Annotated in this window: 15 protein-coding genes; 8 read left to right on the forward strand and 7 right to left on the reverse strand. The window is 59.6% G+C overall.

All coding sequences use genetic code 11. The features are described 5' to 3' along the window. Nucleotides 1–219 precede the first annotated feature (219 nt). Nucleotides 220–2493 carry a heavy metal translocating P-type ATPase gene (locus tag BUS06_RS03575; protein ID WP_074263016.1) on the reverse strand — a complete coding sequence of 758 codons (2274 nt, stop codon included), beginning with the start codon at nucleotides 2491–2493 and terminating at the stop codon, nucleotides 220–222. Between the two features lie 79 nt (nucleotides 2494–2572). Between BUS06_RS03575 and cadR the strand changes: the two genes are divergently transcribed. The 3 genes from cadR to dbpA all read left to right on the forward strand — a co-directional run bounded on the left by cadR (nucleotide 2573) and on the right by dbpA (nucleotide 4721). Further along, complete coding sequence (gene cadR / locus BUS06_RS03580) at nucleotides 2573–3004, forward strand: Cd(II)/Pb(II)-responsive transcriptional regulator (protein ID WP_074263017.1); 432 nt, start codon at nucleotides 2573–2575, stop codon at nucleotides 3002–3004. A gap of 97 nt (nucleotides 3005–3101) precedes the next feature. Further along, nucleotides 3102–3287, forward strand: coding sequence for a hypothetical protein (locus BUS06_RS03585; protein ID WP_074263018.1), 186 nt, complete (start codon nucleotides 3102–3104; stop codon nucleotides 3285–3287). 21 nt (nucleotides 3288–3308) lie between these two features. Further along, complete coding sequence (gene dbpA / locus BUS06_RS03590; RefSeq protein WP_074263019.1) at nucleotides 3309–4721, forward strand: ATP-dependent RNA helicase DbpA; 1413 nt, start codon at nucleotides 3309–3311, stop codon at nucleotides 4719–4721. Between the two features lie 35 nt (nucleotides 4722–4756). Here the strand turns inward: dbpA and BUS06_RS03595 are convergent, their stop codons facing one another. From BUS06_RS03595 to BUS06_RS03610, 4 genes are all read right to left on the reverse strand, one after another. Continuing rightward, entirely contained in the window at nucleotides 4757–5068 is a 312-nt protein-coding gene (locus tag BUS06_RS03595; RefSeq protein WP_254368739.1) for a hypothetical protein, read from the reverse strand. Further along, the gene (locus BUS06_RS03600; RefSeq protein ID WP_074263020.1) at nucleotides 5068–6780 is read right to left on the reverse strand and encodes a methyl-accepting chemotaxis protein; all 1713 of its coding nucleotides are present in this window, start codon (nucleotides 6778–6780) and stop codon (nucleotides 5068–5070) included. Before BUS06_RS03600 ends, BUS06_RS03595 begins: the two co-directional genes overlap by 1 nt. A 209-nt stretch (nucleotides 6781–6989) precedes the next feature. After that, on the reverse strand, nucleotides 6990–7394 hold the full coding sequence (locus tag BUS06_RS03605; RefSeq protein WP_074263021.1) for a DUF2471 domain-containing protein: 405 nt from the start codon (nucleotides 7392–7394) through the stop codon (nucleotides 6990–6992). Nucleotides 7395–7433: 39 nt separating this feature from the next. After that, nucleotides 7434–7712: a CppA family protein gene (locus BUS06_RS03610; RefSeq protein WP_074263022.1), complete on the reverse strand. Its 279-nt coding sequence runs from the start codon at nucleotides 7710–7712 to the stop codon at nucleotides 7434–7436. A 55-nt stretch (nucleotides 7713–7767) separates the two neighbouring features. Here BUS06_RS03610 and BUS06_RS37310 point away from each other — a divergent pair, with 55 nt between their 5' ends. The 4 genes from BUS06_RS37310 (at nucleotide 7768) to BUS06_RS03625 (ending at nucleotide 12148) form a co-directional block, all read left to right on the forward strand. Further along, nucleotides 7768–7968 carry a hypothetical protein gene (locus BUS06_RS37310; protein WP_143787451.1) on the forward strand — a complete coding sequence of 67 codons (201 nt, stop codon included), beginning with the start codon at nucleotides 7768–7770 and terminating at the stop codon, nucleotides 7966–7968. Nucleotides 7969–8165: 197 nt separating this feature from the next. Continuing rightward, the gene (locus BUS06_RS03615) at nucleotides 8166–11009 is read left to right on the forward strand and encodes a glycoside hydrolase family 24 protein (RefSeq protein ID WP_074263023.1); all 2844 of its coding nucleotides are present in this window, start codon (nucleotides 8166–8168) and stop codon (nucleotides 11007–11009) included. Beyond that, on the forward strand, nucleotides 10994–11488 hold the full coding sequence (locus BUS06_RS03620) for a hypothetical protein (protein WP_143787452.1): 495 nt from the start codon (nucleotides 10994–10996) through the stop codon (nucleotides 11486–11488). Before BUS06_RS03615 ends, BUS06_RS03620 begins: the two co-directional genes overlap by 16 nt. A gap of 357 nt (nucleotides 11489–11845) precedes the next feature. After that, complete coding sequence (locus BUS06_RS03625; protein WP_074263024.1) at nucleotides 11846–12148, forward strand: hypothetical protein; 303 nt, start codon at nucleotides 11846–11848, stop codon at nucleotides 12146–12148. A 653-nt stretch (nucleotides 12149–12801) separates the two neighbouring features. Here BUS06_RS03625 and BUS06_RS03635 read toward each other — a convergent pair. Further along, nucleotides 12802–13098: a hypothetical protein gene (locus BUS06_RS03635; protein WP_074263026.1), complete on the reverse strand. Its 297-nt coding sequence runs from the start codon at nucleotides 13096–13098 to the stop codon at nucleotides 12802–12804. Between the two features lie 633 nt (nucleotides 13099–13731). Between BUS06_RS03635 and BUS06_RS03645 the strand changes: the two genes are divergently transcribed. Continuing rightward, nucleotides 13732–14019 (forward strand): DUF3761 domain-containing protein, encoded by a 288-nt coding sequence (locus BUS06_RS03645; protein ID WP_074263027.1) that lies wholly within the window; start codon nucleotides 13732–13734, stop codon nucleotides 14017–14019. Nucleotides 14020–14128: 109 nt separating this feature from the next. On the opposite strand, the gene BUS06_RS03650 is transcribed toward BUS06_RS03645, so the two are convergent. Next, nucleotides 14129–14758: a hypothetical protein gene (locus BUS06_RS03650; protein WP_074263028.1), complete on the reverse strand. Its 630-nt coding sequence runs from the start codon at nucleotides 14756–14758 to the stop codon at nucleotides 14129–14131. Nucleotides 14759–15378 lie beyond the last annotated feature (620 nt).

A 15378-nucleotide genomic window follows, 5' to 3' on the forward strand; every position in this document is an offset into this window, starting at 1 on the left:
AGACTCAGCATGGCCCGGTGGACACCATCGACGTACCTCGCCGTTGGAACTGTTCAATGTGTTCAGTGTGGCGCGTGCTGTTTAGGAGCAGAGGGTGTGCAGAGTGTTCAGGAATTGAACAATCCAAAGAGCGGGAAGGCTGCAATGGATAAGGTGAGCACGGGGCGTGAGGCCGCCGCGTACTGCGGCAGCGGTTGAGTGGTTGCGGCGAGTTCAAGCTTACTTGCGCAGGAGTCGCAAGCCGTTGCCCACCACCAGCAGACTGGCGCCTGCATCGGCGAACACGGCCATCCACATCGTGCCGTAGCCCATCAACGTGAGCGTCAGAACCACCGCCTTCAGGCCGAGCGCTAGGGCAATGTTCTGCACCAGTATCGAGTGCGTCGCCTGCGAGAGCCGGATGAAGAGCGGAATCTTGCGCAGGTCGTCGTCCATCAGGGCGACGTCTGCGGTTTCGATGGCGGTGTCGGTGCCCATCGCACCCATCGCGAAGCCGATGTCTGCGCGAGCGAGCGCCGGGGCATCGTTGATGCCGTCGCCCACCATGCCGACCGTCACGCCATTGGCCGACAACCCTTCTACGGCCTTGAGCTTGTCTTCCGGTAACTGGTCGCCGAGTGCGCGATCGATGCCGACGAGGCTCGCGATGGTTTCGGCCGTGTGCGGGTTGTCGCCGGTCAGCATGGCCGTTTGCACCCCCAGCTTGTGCAGGTCGGCAATCGCGGCGCGACTGCTCTCCTTCACCGTATCGGCTACGGCGAAGAGGGCCAGCACGCGTTCTTCGTCCATCAGCATGACGACGGTTTTGCCCCGGCGTTCGAGCGTATCGAGCCGTGCTTCGAGCGCCGTCGAGCAGCGGCCGAGTTCGTGGACGAGGCGGTGGTTGCCGAGCAGATACGGCGTGCCGTCGATCATGCCGCGCACGCCGCGTCCGGGAATCGCCTCGAACCCGCTAACCTTCAACCACTCGATACCGTCGGTTTTGGCCGCGCCCGCAATCGCCTGCGACACCGGATGATCGGAGCGACCAGCGAGACTCGCGGCAAGGCTGCGGCAGCGGGTGAGTGCGACATCCTCCACACGCATTTCGAAGTCCGTCTGCATCGGTTTGCCGCGGGTGATCGTGCCGGTCTTGTCGAGAGCGAGCCACTTCAGCTTGCGGCCCTGCTCGAGGTACGCGCCACCCTTGATCAGGATGCCCCGGCGGGCGGCGGCCGCGAGACCGCTCACGATCGTCACGGGGGTGGAGATCACCAGCGCGCACGGGCAGGCGATCACCAGCATCACCAGCGCCTTGTAGACCCATTCGTGCCACAGGCCGCCGAACAGCATCGGCGGGAGGATCGCCACAGCCAGCGCGACGGCGAACACGATCGGCGTGTAGACGCGGGCGAACTGGTCGACGAAGCGCTGCGTCGGCGCTTTGGAGCCTTGCGCTTCTTCGACCGCGTGGATGATGCGAGCAAGCGTGGTGTTGCTGGCGGCGGCCGTCACGCGGTAGTCGAAGGAACCGCTCTGGTTGATCGTGCCGGCGAATACGGCGTCGCCTTCGGCTTTGTCGACCGGCAGGCTTTCGCCGGTGATCGGCGCCTGGTTCACGCTCGAGCGGCCTGCGACGATCTCGCCATCAAGTCCGATTCGCTCGCCCGGCTTTACTCGCACGATGTCGCCCAGTGTGACCGATTTGATATCGACAGCGCGCCAACTGCCGTCGGGCTGCTGGACGGAGGCTTCTTCGGGCGTCAGTTGCATGAGGCCCTTGATCGCGTTGCGGGCGCGGTCGAGCGATTTGGCTTCGATCAGTTCGGCGATCGTGAACAGCACCATTACGGTGGCAGCTTCTGGCCATTGCTGCAGGACCAGCGCGCCGGTGACCGCGATGCTCATCAGTGCGTTGATGTTGAGGTTGCCATTGCGGATGGCGAGCCAGCCTTTCTTGTAGGTGGTGAGGCCGCAAGACAGTACAGCGACGATGGCCAGCACCGCCGCGAGCCACGCGGGTGCGCCGAGCCAGCTAACCGCTTCCGAGCCCACAGCGGCCGCGCCGGCGAGTGCCAGCGGCCACCACGGCTTGTGCGGCTCGGCGGGTGGGTTCGTGAGCGGGGCGGTTGCGTCGGCCAGTTGAGGTTCGAAATCGAGCGAGCGCAGGCTCGCCAGAATCGAGCCGAGCGCCTCGGGGGCATGCACGACCGTAAGCACGCGCTGCATCAGGTTGAAGTCGAGGCTGCGCACGTAGGGCATCCGGCCGAGCTTCTTGCGGATCAACGCCTCTTCGGTCGGGCAATCCATCTGCATGATGCGGATCGAGGTGCGCACGTTAGCACCGATGGTTTCGGGTCCAGAAAGCTTGGCCAGCGCGACGGGCGCGGCAGAGCAGCAGGCGTCGGCGTGGTTGTGGACGTGCTCATGTGGCGAAACCCGCTCCGGATGGGCGTGAGCGCACGACTCCCCGTGCTCATGACGGTGCGTTTCTGCGTGGCTGGCGTGAGGCATGGTGGCTTCCTGGCTGGATTTGTGGTCTAGTAAACACCTTGAAGCCACTACAAGGTCAAGGACGCAATCCGGAGGCTCCATGAAAATCGGCGAACTCGCGAAGATTGCCCACTGCACCACCGAAACCATCCGCTTCTACGAGAAAGAGGGCCTGTTGCCCGAAGCGGACCGCACCGAAGCGAATTACCGCAGCTACGCGGCGCGCCACGTCGAACGCCTGCGTTTCATCCGCAACTGCCGCGCGCTCGACATGACGCACGACGAAATCCGCGCTCTACTGCGCCTGACCGACACCCCAGCCGACGGCTGCGGCGCGATCAACACGCTGATCGACGAGCACATTGCGCATGTCGATACGCGGATCGACGAGCTCAAGCAACTCAAGGCGCAATTGACGTCGTTGCGCGAACAATGCCAGATCGAACAGGCCGTCGAGGATTGCGGCATCGTCCACGGACTCACCGACATGGAAGTGAGCGCCCCCCGTTCGCGGCATACACATCTGGGTTGAGCGGGCGCTGACCCGGTCGGACCCATTGCCCGGCAGCACGCGCGCGACGCCTGCTGCCGGGCCGCACCATTAAACGAATCGAAGTTGGAGAATCAACGTGTTCAAGTGTAGAAACCAGTCCTGCGAAGCGCGATGGGAGCAGGCAGACGTCGTCATCAAGAACGAGGGCCAGGGGCTCCTGTTCCGCTGCCCGATGTGCGGCGCACGCAATTACGTCGAGCGCTTCGACGCGGACGATGGCTCGGTGGTCTACGAGCAGATCGATGGCCGTCCCCTCCAGTAAGCCCAGCCGAGCCCTCGACACATGAACAGTCCCACGACCACCGCCGCGCCTGCGGGCGCACCCTTCAGCCTGCTACCGCTGGCGCCGGCGATGCTCGCCAATCTCACGCAGCTCGGCTACGTCGAGATGACGCCGATCCAGGCCGCGAGCCTGCCGATCGCGCTGGCCGGCAACGATCTGATCGCCCAGGCGAAAACCGGTAGCGGCAAAACCGCGGCGTTTTCGCTCGCACTGCTGGCGCGCCTCGACGCGCGCAACTTCGACGTGCAGGCCATGGTGCTGTGCCCGACGCGCGAATTGGCCGATCAGGTCACGCAGGAAATCCGCCGCCTCGCGCGCGCCGAACAGAACATCAAGGTGCTGACGCTGTGCGGCGGCACGCCAATGCGTCCGCAAACCGCGAGCCTGGAGCAAGGCGCGCATATCGTCGTCGGCACGCCGGGGCGCATCATGGATCACCTCGAGCGCGGCAGTCTCGCCCTCGGCGCGCTGAACACGCTGGTACTCGATGAAGCCGACCGCATGCTCGACATGGGTTTCTTCGACGACATCGCGACCGTCGTGCGTCAGTGTCCGAAGGAGCGCCAGACGCTGTTGTTCTCCGCGACGTACCCTGATGGCATCGTCAAGCTGAGCCAGCAGTTCCTGCGCAATCCCAAGGAAGTAAAGTTGGAGGAGCGGCATGACAACAGCAAGATTCGTCAACGCTTCTACGAAGTGACGGAAGACGGCCGGCTGCACGCAGTCGGGTTGCTGCTGAATCACTACCGCCCGGTGAGCTCGCTGGCATTCTGCAATACCAAACAGCAATGTCGCGATCTGCTCGACGTGCTGCGTGCGCAGGGCTTTCATGCGCTCGCACTGCACGGCGAACTCGATCAGCGCGAGCGCGATCAGGTGCTGATCCAGTTTGCGAATCGTAGCTGCTCGGTGCTGGTAGCGACTGACGTTGCCGCCCGTGGGCTGGACATCGAGCAGCTCGAAGCGGTGATCAACGTCGATGTGACGCCGGATCCCGAGGTGCACGTGCATCGTATCGGCCGTACAGGTCGTGCCGATCAGGAGGGCTGGGCACTGAGTCTCGCGAGCATGAACGAGATGGGCCGCGTCGGCAGTCTCGAGCAGGCGCAGGGACGTGAGGTGGAGTGGCATCCCCTATCGGAGCTGACATCGACCAGCAACGAGCGCCTGTTGCCGCCGATGGAAACGCTGCAGATTCTCGGCGGCCGCAAGGAAAAGATCCGTCCGGGCGACGTGCTCGGCGCGCTGACCGGCGAAGCGGGTTTCGCCGGCTCGCAGATCGGCAAGATCAATGTGACGGAGTTCTCGACCTACGTTGCGGTTGAGCGCAGCATCGCACGCGATGCGTTGCGCAAGCTTAGCGCCGGCAAGGTGAAGGGCAAGAAGGTCAAAGTCCGCATGATGGACGAGTAAGCGTCACGAACGGCGGCGCTTACTCCCGGCGACCGCTATCGTCGCGCGCTGCCTTGCTCCTCCAGCGCAGCCAGAAGTGCGTTGGTCTGTTCCAGCAGCGCCGTGTGATAGGCCGACGGCATTTCGACGTCGTCGGTGATCGACATCGTGTCGTTGACGCCGTGGCGGAATATCCGTGTGATCTCATCGCATTGCGCCGCGGTCAGTTGCGGCAACGTCGCGTCAAAGAACCTGCACAGCACCATTGCGCGGGCGCCGATGCGGGAAACCGCGTTGCTGTTCGACACGGCGAAACTTGCGTAGGCGCTCAGAAGTTCACCAGTGACGTTCGTGGTGGTTGTGCTCATCAGAACGCCTCCCATGTTGGATCTGACTTGTGCGTCAGCGCAAGCGGTTCAGCGGCTGGCGAGGGCGCGGGCGCTTGCCCGATTGCTTTTAACCTCGCGGGCGCCTTCGATATCTTCCGCACGGGAACGAGTGGCCGGTTCTCCGCAACCGGCATGCGCGACACGGAGGACTCACGGTCGTCGAGCCTGAACGCCGACACCGCCCCCTGCAGATTGTTCGCCTGCTCTTCGAGGGAATGCGCCGCCGCAGCGGCCTCTTCGACGAGCGCCGCGTTCTGTTGCGTGACTTCGTCCATCTGGCCGACTGCCTGGTTCACCTGCTCAATGCCGCGACTTTGCTCTTCAGACGCCGCAGCGATCTCGCCGACGAGATCCGAGACCTGCTGGATGGCCTGCTTGACCTGGCGCACCGTTGCACTGACTTCCGTGGCCTGTCTGGCGCCGTCCTGAATCGTTGCCACGGACGAGCTGATCAATTCCTTGATTTCTTTCGCGGCGGCGGCCGAGCGCTGAGCCAGACTGCGGACCTCGCTGGCCACGACGGCAAAGCCGCGGCCCTGCTCGCCCGCGCGTGCGGCTTCGACCGCTGCATTCAGCGCAAGAATATTGGTCTGGAAAGCAATGCTTTCGATGACGCCGGTAATGTCGGAGATCTTGCTTGAGCTACTGCTGATCTGATCGATCGTGCCGACCATGGCCTGAACGGAATTGTTGCCTGTGTCCGCTATATCGGTCGCGTGCATGGCGAGGGTGTTCGCCTGGCGCGCATTGTCGGCGTTCTGCTTTACCGTCTCCGTCAACTGCACCATGCTGGCGGCGGTTTCTTCAAGCGATGCCGCCTGTTGTTCGGTGCGCGCGGAGAGGTCGGTATTGCCGCTTGCGATTTCGCGTGACGCGACAGCAACCGAGGCAGTAGACGATTTAATCCCGCGAACCGTATCGCTGAGATTCCCGTCCATTTTCCTCAATGCTTCGAGCAACTGACCAAACTCGCCTCGTGAATCGACGGTGACGCGATTTTCCAGTTCACCGTTTGCGATATGGTTCGCTACGTCAATCGCCCTGTTGAGCGGATTCAGAATCGTGCGCAGCAGGTAGGTGGATATTCCCACGGCAACAACAATGCCGGCCACGAGCAGACCGATCGCGATCCAACGCGTAGTCGCGAAGGTGGCGTCGCTGTCGTCGACAAATTGTTTGGCCTGAGCCAGATTGAGTGCGGCGTCCTCGTCCAGAGCATTGTTCATGGACGTTGACACCGCAAGAACGTCTTCGATTGCAGTACCAGCCGCATCGAAATTCCCTGCGCTAGCTGCAGCTACGGCCTGGTTCGTTGACGCCGTGAAGCGCGGCAGCATGTTCTTGATGCGCTCCGCGATCTCATGTTCCTTGTCGCTGGATATCCCGCTTGAATAGTAGTGATTCCACGATTTATTGAGCTGTTCAAAATACGTGGCGATTGCCGCGGCGTACTCCGCTGTCCTGGCCGGATCGTGGAATACCTGAATGCGCCTTAGCATAAGGCGCACATTGAGTTGGGCTATGCGAACTTCCGATAGATCGGAGATCGGAACGGTGTTGCCAACGTATCCGTTGGCGACGTTCGAATTGACTCTGGAAAGCCCGAGTATCCCAAAGAGGCCGATAGCAGCCATGAGTACAACGCACGCGCCGAACGCGAAAATGATCTTGATTCTGATTGTTTGCACCAGCTTGTCCGTGTCGCGTTCATCGAAAAATTGACGCCATTTTTTGTCACCGCGAGGTTTTAGATCGCGGTCTGTTACCGATAGTAGCGGTACGGAAACGGCGTGATGCGTTTGGACATGCGTGGTAAGACTTTGGTAGGGGCGCGCTTAATCTCTGGTAGGGATATGCTCGTTGGGTAAGCGCAATGAGGCTTGTGGGTTTTCCGCTCCCCTTAGTCCGACCCACCACCGTCCGTCGAATCGGACTGGATCAGCGCACGGACCGTTAGATAAACCACGGGCAGATCGTCATCGTCGCGTCTCCAGTCGACCGGCTCGTCAAGATCCGAGCCGGCCAGACGGCTGTCGCCGAAACGGACGAACATGTCCCGGACGTGCTCTTTATTTCTCGCCCGGAAGCCGGGATTCTCGAACACCAGTTCGTCGATCGTCTGCAGGGTGCGCCAGGTCGGCAATCCACTGCCGATCGGATAAGCGCGACGACCGCTATTCAGATGACGCCTGGCGACTGTGACAATGACCTGCTGAAGGTCGAGCGATGCGCTGCGGAGCGCGCGTTCGAGGGCAATGGGATCGATGTTTCGGACATCTTCGTCGAAGGCCGTGGCATGGGTCATGGTCTTATTTTCCTTGTAGCGTGGGGCGATGCATTTGCTTCAAAGGTGTTTCGATTGGGGCGGGCAGCGCTGTGCGAGCAACTGGCGAATCTGGGCGAGATGGGTGTCGCCGACCGTGCAGTCTTCGATAGGGCGAAAGCGTTGGCGTGGCATAGGCGGGCGCACGCCGAGATAGCGGCATACCGCGGAGAGGTACGGCTTTCCGTTGCCTCCGAGATGTCGTGCGGCAGCAGCCACCCGAGCGTCGCCGGCATGCTTGCACAGCCAGGCGAGTGTTTCGCGGTCGTCGTCGTTCAGGATGCGGATAAGCTGGTTCATTGCTGTACCCCTGTATGAACATACATACTGTGAATTTATACAGTATTTTGGGAAGATGCAAGGGGAATTGGAGGGCGAGTTAGTTCGATCGGAACGCCGCCAGGCCGCGAAGCGCATCGTTGAATCGTCGCCGGACCCGCACCCGCTGGCGGACTCAATAGCCCGGGAGGAGCATTTTCTCGCCTTGCTGCGCGAGCTTGAATACGAGCAGCGTCGCGAACTGGGCGAGCCGCAGCCGGATTTCACGGCCGCATGAACTGGGCCGGGCGATCGCATTGAGGCGCGACAATTGTTGACCAATTTTCAGACGTTTCCGTACTGGGACGAACCATCTCGCGGGTTATAACGCGAGATGGCTCGTAACGGGCCCACATCGCGGCCCGCGTCGGCTTTGCAGTCCTTGCCCTTCGGGCCGTGTCTCCCACGAAACCCAGCAAGGAGGCGCGCCTATTCATGGCGACACATCACGGTAATCCGCATCACCCCGGCGCTCCGGCAGCGCCCGCAAGTCCGCCGCCGCCGCCGCAATGGCAACCCTTGAACTGGAGCTTTCCCTTTGCTCCGATCAGCGGCAATGAAGCCGATCCGCAAACCTGGCTCAGTGCCTTGGCGAGTTCGGACGGCGGGTTCTATCCGCTTGGCTCGAACGGCATGTATCACGGTGGTATCCACTTCGGCGCTGGCACAGGCGGCAAGCTCAAGCAGGGCGATGGCGTCAGGGCCATTGCCGATGGCGAGGTGGTAGCGTACCGCCTGGATTCTGCCTATCCCGAACTGACTTATCCACCGTTCCCGCCGCGCTACGCGCTGTACTCGACGGGCTTCGTGCTGATCCGCCACAGGCTCGTGCTGCCGCCTGAACCAGACAGGCAGGGCGCATCATCGACGGCAGCAACCCCGGCTTCGGGTGCGTCAGCAACGACTGCCAGTGGCCCGCAGGCTTACCAGCCACCCGCCGATGAAGTGCTGGAGTTCTACAGCCTGTACATGCACCAGCTTGACTGGAAAGGGTATCAGGACGCGCAGACGGAAGGCGGCAACGCGCCCGCGCCGTCAATCCATCCGCTGCCTTTCTGGGAGGGTGACAGGCATTTCCGGGTTGGCGCGAAAGCGAATGACCACCAGGCCCAGCCCCGGCAACTCAATGCGCCACTGAATATTGGCACGCCTTCGGACGCGTTGAACACCACCACGTTGGCCGGCGGCGCGCTGCTCGGCGGTGCGCTATCAGGTCCGGCCCCGGACAGCCTGGGTGCGCTTTCAACGTATCCCGACCAGCTGCGCTATACCGTACCGCCAGCCGGTCCGGCGGACGCTCCCCAGGATGCCGGTACGTCCCGGACCGGCGTCCGCATCTGCGACCGTACAAACGGGACCGCAATCGGCCTGCTGCCGCGCGGTGGTGAACTGACCATTGTGGGCAACGCCGCGAATGGCTGGGCGCAGATTGCGAAGATCATCAAGGGTACGCCCGTGGCTGCTATCGCTGGCGGGACTCCCGATCCGCGTGCCGTGACGGGCTGGATAAATCTTGATGAACTGGACGCGGTAATTGATCCGAAGCCGCTCGATACGGTGGTCGTGCTCGACAAGCCGTTTCCGGTGCAGGCGGGCGACGTGGTGGGCTACCTGGGCGAGTACCAGAATTCCACTGAGGCGAGTCTGTTGCCGCCGAAGCGCGAGTTCCCGCTCTTACACCTCGAAGTGTTCACTGGGGCGCAGATCAATGACTTCATCAATAAGAGCAAGGAACGGGCGAAGAAGCTGCCGGATAAACCGCTGCTGCTGATCCGGCAGGGCGTGAAGCTTGTCAAACCTGCCGACCCGCAGAGTAATACCGGGCTGGTGGGGCTGACGCTGGCTTTCGCGACGGGCAAGCAGGGCGATCCGGGCAAGGGACTCTGGGCAAAGGTTCAACCAACGAAGCTTGCGGCGCAGCCGTCAACACACGGCCACGGCCACAACCATCCCGCCAGCGGTACGCCCGTAGGCGATCCGCTCTGGGTTGATCGCACCAAGCATGCGGGCAAGGTTGCCGCTGGACCGGTGCCGACCTGGGCAACATTCCCGTTGCAGCTTGCCAATGCCGACGCTCCGGATGTCGGATACCAGCAGGTATTTTCGCGCGCCCAGCTTGACCAGGGGCGCGAGATCGACCGGGCGATCGACGATCAGGGCACGCAATGGTGGAAAATTGCGGCGGGCGACGAGGACGGCAGGACGATGACGGGATGGGTGTGCGAGAAGAGCCACCCCAGTACGCTCTGGGAAAGTCCGTGGGCGTGGCTGGGATTCAATACGGTGGATACGACCAGCGTCCCGTTACTCGACATGTACCGGCGTTGCCGGTTCGAAACGAAACGCCTGATCGAGGGCGACAACGAGAAGGAATTCAGTACCGTGGCCGCGGCGGTGAACGCGGGGCAGTTTATCTCCAAGCTGGAGAAGGCCGCGAAGCGCCAGGGCAGCGGTAAGGGGAACGTGGTTCCGGCTGACCTGAGGAAGGCGCTGACCGTGCCCTGGCTGGCGGAGGCGGTCTCGCACCTGATCTTTCGCTACGAAAGCGAATGGGGCGGCGACATGGGCAAGTGGGAAAAATTCCTGCCGCTTATGAGGACGCTTGGCGGCTCCATCTGGAAGACCGAGATGGAGCGCATCAAGAAGCTGCAATGGTGGGACAAGGTGAAGGCCGTCGAGGGCTTCCCGGTTGACGCTGACGTGTGGCACATCCATCCTATCGGGCTGGTGGGCAATTTTTCCACCTCCTCAGCATCACTAAGCCTTGCGGAAGCACGCGTGAGAGCTTTGCTGAGAGTTATTCGCGTTGGTGAGGGAACGTCATCGGACAGGGGTTACGTGACGCTATATGGAGGCGGAATATTTCAGGGTTTCGCAGATCATCCGAGAAAGAAAATCACCGCTGGTAACTACACCTCCACAGCAGCCGGAGCGTATCAAATACTGGAAAAGACATGGGATGGGCTCGTGAGCAAGAAACAATATTCTGATTTTAGCCCAGCGATCCAGGACGGGGCCGCCGTTCAATTACTAGTTACACGGCATGCACTAAACCCTATCATGAGCGGCGATCTTTCGACTGCCATTCACGGATCGGGAGGGAAGGCTGAAGGGACAAATAAGGAATGGGCTAGTCAGCCGGATTCACCCTATGGGCAGCCGGTAATGACAATGGATAGAGCCAATAAATTGTTCGCGGAGTATCTTGAAGATGAACTCCGTGGACATACTACTTTGACTGTTCCTCAGGGAGAGCTGTTGAAATGGCAAAAAGAGTGAGATTTTTCCCGGTTCTACCTTTCTTGATGCTTGCCTTTGCGGGCACTTGTCACGCAGACGATGGCGTGGCTTTATACTCAAAATCAACCGATGTTGCTAGCAGGCTCAGCGGGAGATGGTCGCCGGATTGTGACAATTTGGAGGGCATAAAGATAGATGACCAGCTTAAGGCGGAATTTACTATCAATTCAAATCAAATTGTCATCAATTCAATGTTGAAAGAGGGTGTTAAAAAAGATGGGGTCATTGACGTCTATTTTGAATCGCCGCTGGACCTGGGGCGAGGTGGCATGAATCTCGATTGGGGTCATTTTTCGACGGTCACTCGAATCGCCGCTATAAAAATCAAGGGCGAAAATGATATTAGTTTAAATTGGGTTGGCTTTTTTAGCAATGAAGCAAAAAAACATCAATGGGTGAATCAGCCTGATTTTTATAACGATAATGGAAAGATTGATTTTCATAGGTGTGAAAATTAACAAGTCTTGATCGAATTGGCTTGGCGGTTGTCACGCTGCCAAGCCTTTCATCGTTAGGCGCGCTGTTGCACCTTTCCGCAATCGTTCTATCTTTCATCCTTACGTCGAGGCCTGCCCGCTGCCCTCGGCAACGCCAAGCGCGGCGTGGTGGCCGTGGCAATGTGGGAGGCAAAGATACCGCGCCCCGCGATTCGCTCGTACCTGGGAGGGGCCAGGAATCATGACCACGCCTTGGTGATTGACGCTGCCGGAACGCGCGACGGAGTTGCGTCAATGCCAGACCGCGCTGGCAACCGTGCTATCGCGAAAAGACACGGTTGAGCGTGTGTACTTGGCGGTGTCGCCGACTATGCCACCTTGCTGGACGTCGTGTGGAGGATAAAGCCGTTCATCGATCAAGTGATTCAGCGAGGCGATGCAAATTCGACCCGCGGCCTCGATCCGGACTACCGCCAATGGTTGGTAAAGACGCTTGCGAAAATATTCGAACATCTGGCCGAGGAAAGGGCGACGGTAACAACTGACCCGGTGACCAATGAGATATCGGGGCGCTTCTTCGCCTTTGTTCGGCTCGCAATTCCACGCGCTCTTTTTGCCGACGTGACACTTTATGACCAGATCAAAAGGCATCTGAGGGCCGCCGCTCTAGTTAGGGTGTAATACAACTACCACTGCCGATCATGCCACTCCTTAGATTTCCTAAGTACCAAATCGGATGCTTCTCTTATACCGCGCGTTTGCTGCGGTTGAATTAATCTGAGCGGGGTATTCATGGCGAGCACTTTGGAAGGCACTTGGCTGCGACCAGCGCAAGCGGCGGTCAAGTTGGGCATCGGAGCTTCTACGCTTTGGCACAAAGCGAAGATTGACCCTGGCTTTCCAAAGCCCGTTGAGGTTAGTGCGCGTGTGACGATCTTTCTCGAACGCGACCTCGACGCGTATCTCGAGTGGATGGCCTCGCCTATGGTCGAAAGCTTGAATCGCTGCTCTTGCAATATCTTCCCGGCCCAGCACTGTTCAGTGAGATAGTAAAGGCGCATGTTCTGAGGTGGTGTCTAATTGGGCCCAGGATCGAAACTACTTTCGGATCAGCGCGATGTCGTAGATCCTTGCGTCGACGATGCATATCCCATCGCCGCTGCCGCCACTACTGGCGAGGTTGCAGCGTCGACTGTGTCTGTCTTCTACGCCTTGAAGGCCTTGGCCGTTAGTGGCCATCTGCGGAGGCGATGCCTACTTTCCCTATGCGTCGGAGAGCGCGATCATCAGGAGACGGTCGCGGTGATACCGCTTGCACAAGCTGCCTTAGGCGGCTAGCCATTTTGAATATCGGTGCTATCACGGAGAGTTCCCCGAGACGCTTTTGGGCGCGCGAGATCATCGTCGATAAAGCGCCTGAGAGTCGAAAAGGTCTTTTTGAACTCATCTTCTTTCGAACCGCACGGACCGTTGTTCTGCTCGTGAGCAACCGTTGTGTGTATCCCTTTCATAGGGTAATCGGCGGTTCGATTGGACACAAACCACATCCCGGCAAACGGGCCGCTTTGATATTGGTCGACGGTAGCGTCGAGCTGATATCCATGGTGGGATTCGATTTTCTTCGTCGCCATAGCGCTCCCGGGTGTAGGCGATTGAGGCAATCCTAGCATGCAATACCACGCTGACCGTGATCTCGCCCGCGAGCGCGACCCGCAATAATTCGTCCAAGATGCTTTCGCCTAGCCTATTATTTACCGCAATGGTGGCGGCAGAGGGGCGCTACAAGACAAAAACGAGAAAGGGGCTATCCATGACAAAGAATAGTGCGGCACTTTGCGTGGTCGCTATCGCGCTACAGGCATGTACGTACGATCTGACATTGCTACCACGCGGTCCTGGCCAGTTTGCGCATGGCTTGGCGCACCGAAGCGACAAGTCGGTAACGATCGAATTGGCCGGCCGCACATATGATGGCCATTTTGTTTACGTTTCTGGAGGAGCATTTACGCTAGCAAGCGCCGCAGGCAGCGGCGGCACGTTTGCTACCGGAACCGGAGTTGCCATGAGCGCGTCTGGAAACGGAAATATCTTGGCGAGTTCCCCTGATGGTCATAACCTCCGTTGCGTTTTCAACTACAGCCAGTGGAGCAAGGGCGGAACTGGAGTGTGCCAAACAGATGACGGCACCCTGTATGACCTGCAGATAACACAACGATAACTGCGACGTCAAAGGACAATCCGTGAACCATCTTACCGCTGGAGCGATGAAGGCGGTCGCATCGATCGCCTTCATCGCGTTCGCCCTTTCTTCTTCGTTAGTTTATGCTCGCTCGCCTGCATCTGACGCCTGGGCGCAGCCCGACGAATCCGATCTGACCTCACATGGGCACTACGTTAACAAGTCTGGGCAGGAGGTGCACTCGCCGGCGAAAGCGAAGAACGGCGGAGTGCCTACCGGCGCATCGGCCAAGTGCATCGACGGCATGTACAGTTTCAGCCGACATCATTCCGGCACATGCTCGCGGCACGGAGGGGTGGCGGAATGGGAGTGACACGCATACGGAGGCGTCACGACAGGTCGGCCGTATCTGACACACTTACTGCTGCTGCGGCTCTTATTCGTCGGGCACCCGACCACTAGAGGCATCGCACGCCAGAGGCTTATTCAGCAACGCCCAGTACAGTTTGAACGCGCCCGCCGTCGTCAGCGTTTGTCATCTGGCAAACGAACTTCACGTTTGGATCGAGAAGCGATATTACGTGCTCGGTTAATAGAATCTTCAATTTCAACATAATCGTGGTTACATCAGAAAGGTCCATCTGCGGTTCGCTTCCGAGCTTCATCAGTTTTTTGAGGTTACCGCGGTGGAGAGCATCGCCACATCGCGCGTACACCTTTAGTAACTGCGACTTGTTGAAAAATGAATCGGTGACGGGCGTCATGTGATGATGCTTGTGGCCGTTCGGAAGCGGATGCGAGGTCCGTTTGATCGGCATCGGATAGAACTGCGGATGGAGTCGTTCGAGATCGTGCAGGATGTCTTTCGCTGAGTACGAACTCGTTAACCTCGCAGAGTTGGCAGCGGGAATATCGCCATGCACGGCCAGACAAGCCAACGCAATCAGCTCGATAATCATGCGTATCTGCAAATAGCAATATTCGCGTGCCAGAGTGGGTGGCAGGCCTGTTTCACCGTTTATCGTCTTCTGAACGGACAGCGTCCGCACTTTGATCTCTTCCATGAGATCAGCGTAGAGCCGAAGTATTTCCTGCTGCGGTTTTCCGTGCATAGAGCATTCCTTCTCCGTTCGGTGTAGTCGAGTAGCGTTGCTACGACGCCATGTCCTGAGCCATCTTTAGCATGCTGAGTTCCGCGGACTCTTCTGCATCTCGGCCGTCCAACTGCCAGTCGACTCAAACAGATGTGCATTCGAGCGCCACGAACCGGTTGAAGGATGGGCAATCAACTGTCCGAGGAGCAAGGTAGCGCCGCGACTCGGCGGGATTTTCAATGCTGCAGTTAAATGCTCGGCGCATACGTCAAGCATGCCTCGGAGGGTCGGCAATCGTTAGTCTAACCGCCAGCCGTCAGTGAACATTTTCACGATCTCTTTGGCGTCCCTGAAGTACGGCTATACCAGAAAAAATTGCGGCGCGAGATCAACCGAGATCCGCGCCGGCTTCGCGCGCTCAAACCATTCGCATTCGGCGCTATTCGACGCGAGTCACATCCGTGTGGCCTCCACCAAGTGGTCATTTCGTAGCCACTCGCCGGTGCTGGTGTGGCCGATGCGCTGCGACGGCAACTCCGCGAAGTTGAGCAAGCGCTAATGGCGCTCGACTGCGTAATTGCAGTGCGACGGGAATACGCGGCGCTACGAGATCGGGCTGGCTGGTGTGAGCTCGAACT

Origin of the sequence: Paraburkholderia phenazinium (assembly GCF_900141745.1) — a bacterium.
GTDB classification, from domain to species: Bacteria; Pseudomonadota; Gammaproteobacteria; order Burkholderiales; family Burkholderiaceae; genus Paraburkholderia; species Paraburkholderia phenazinium_B.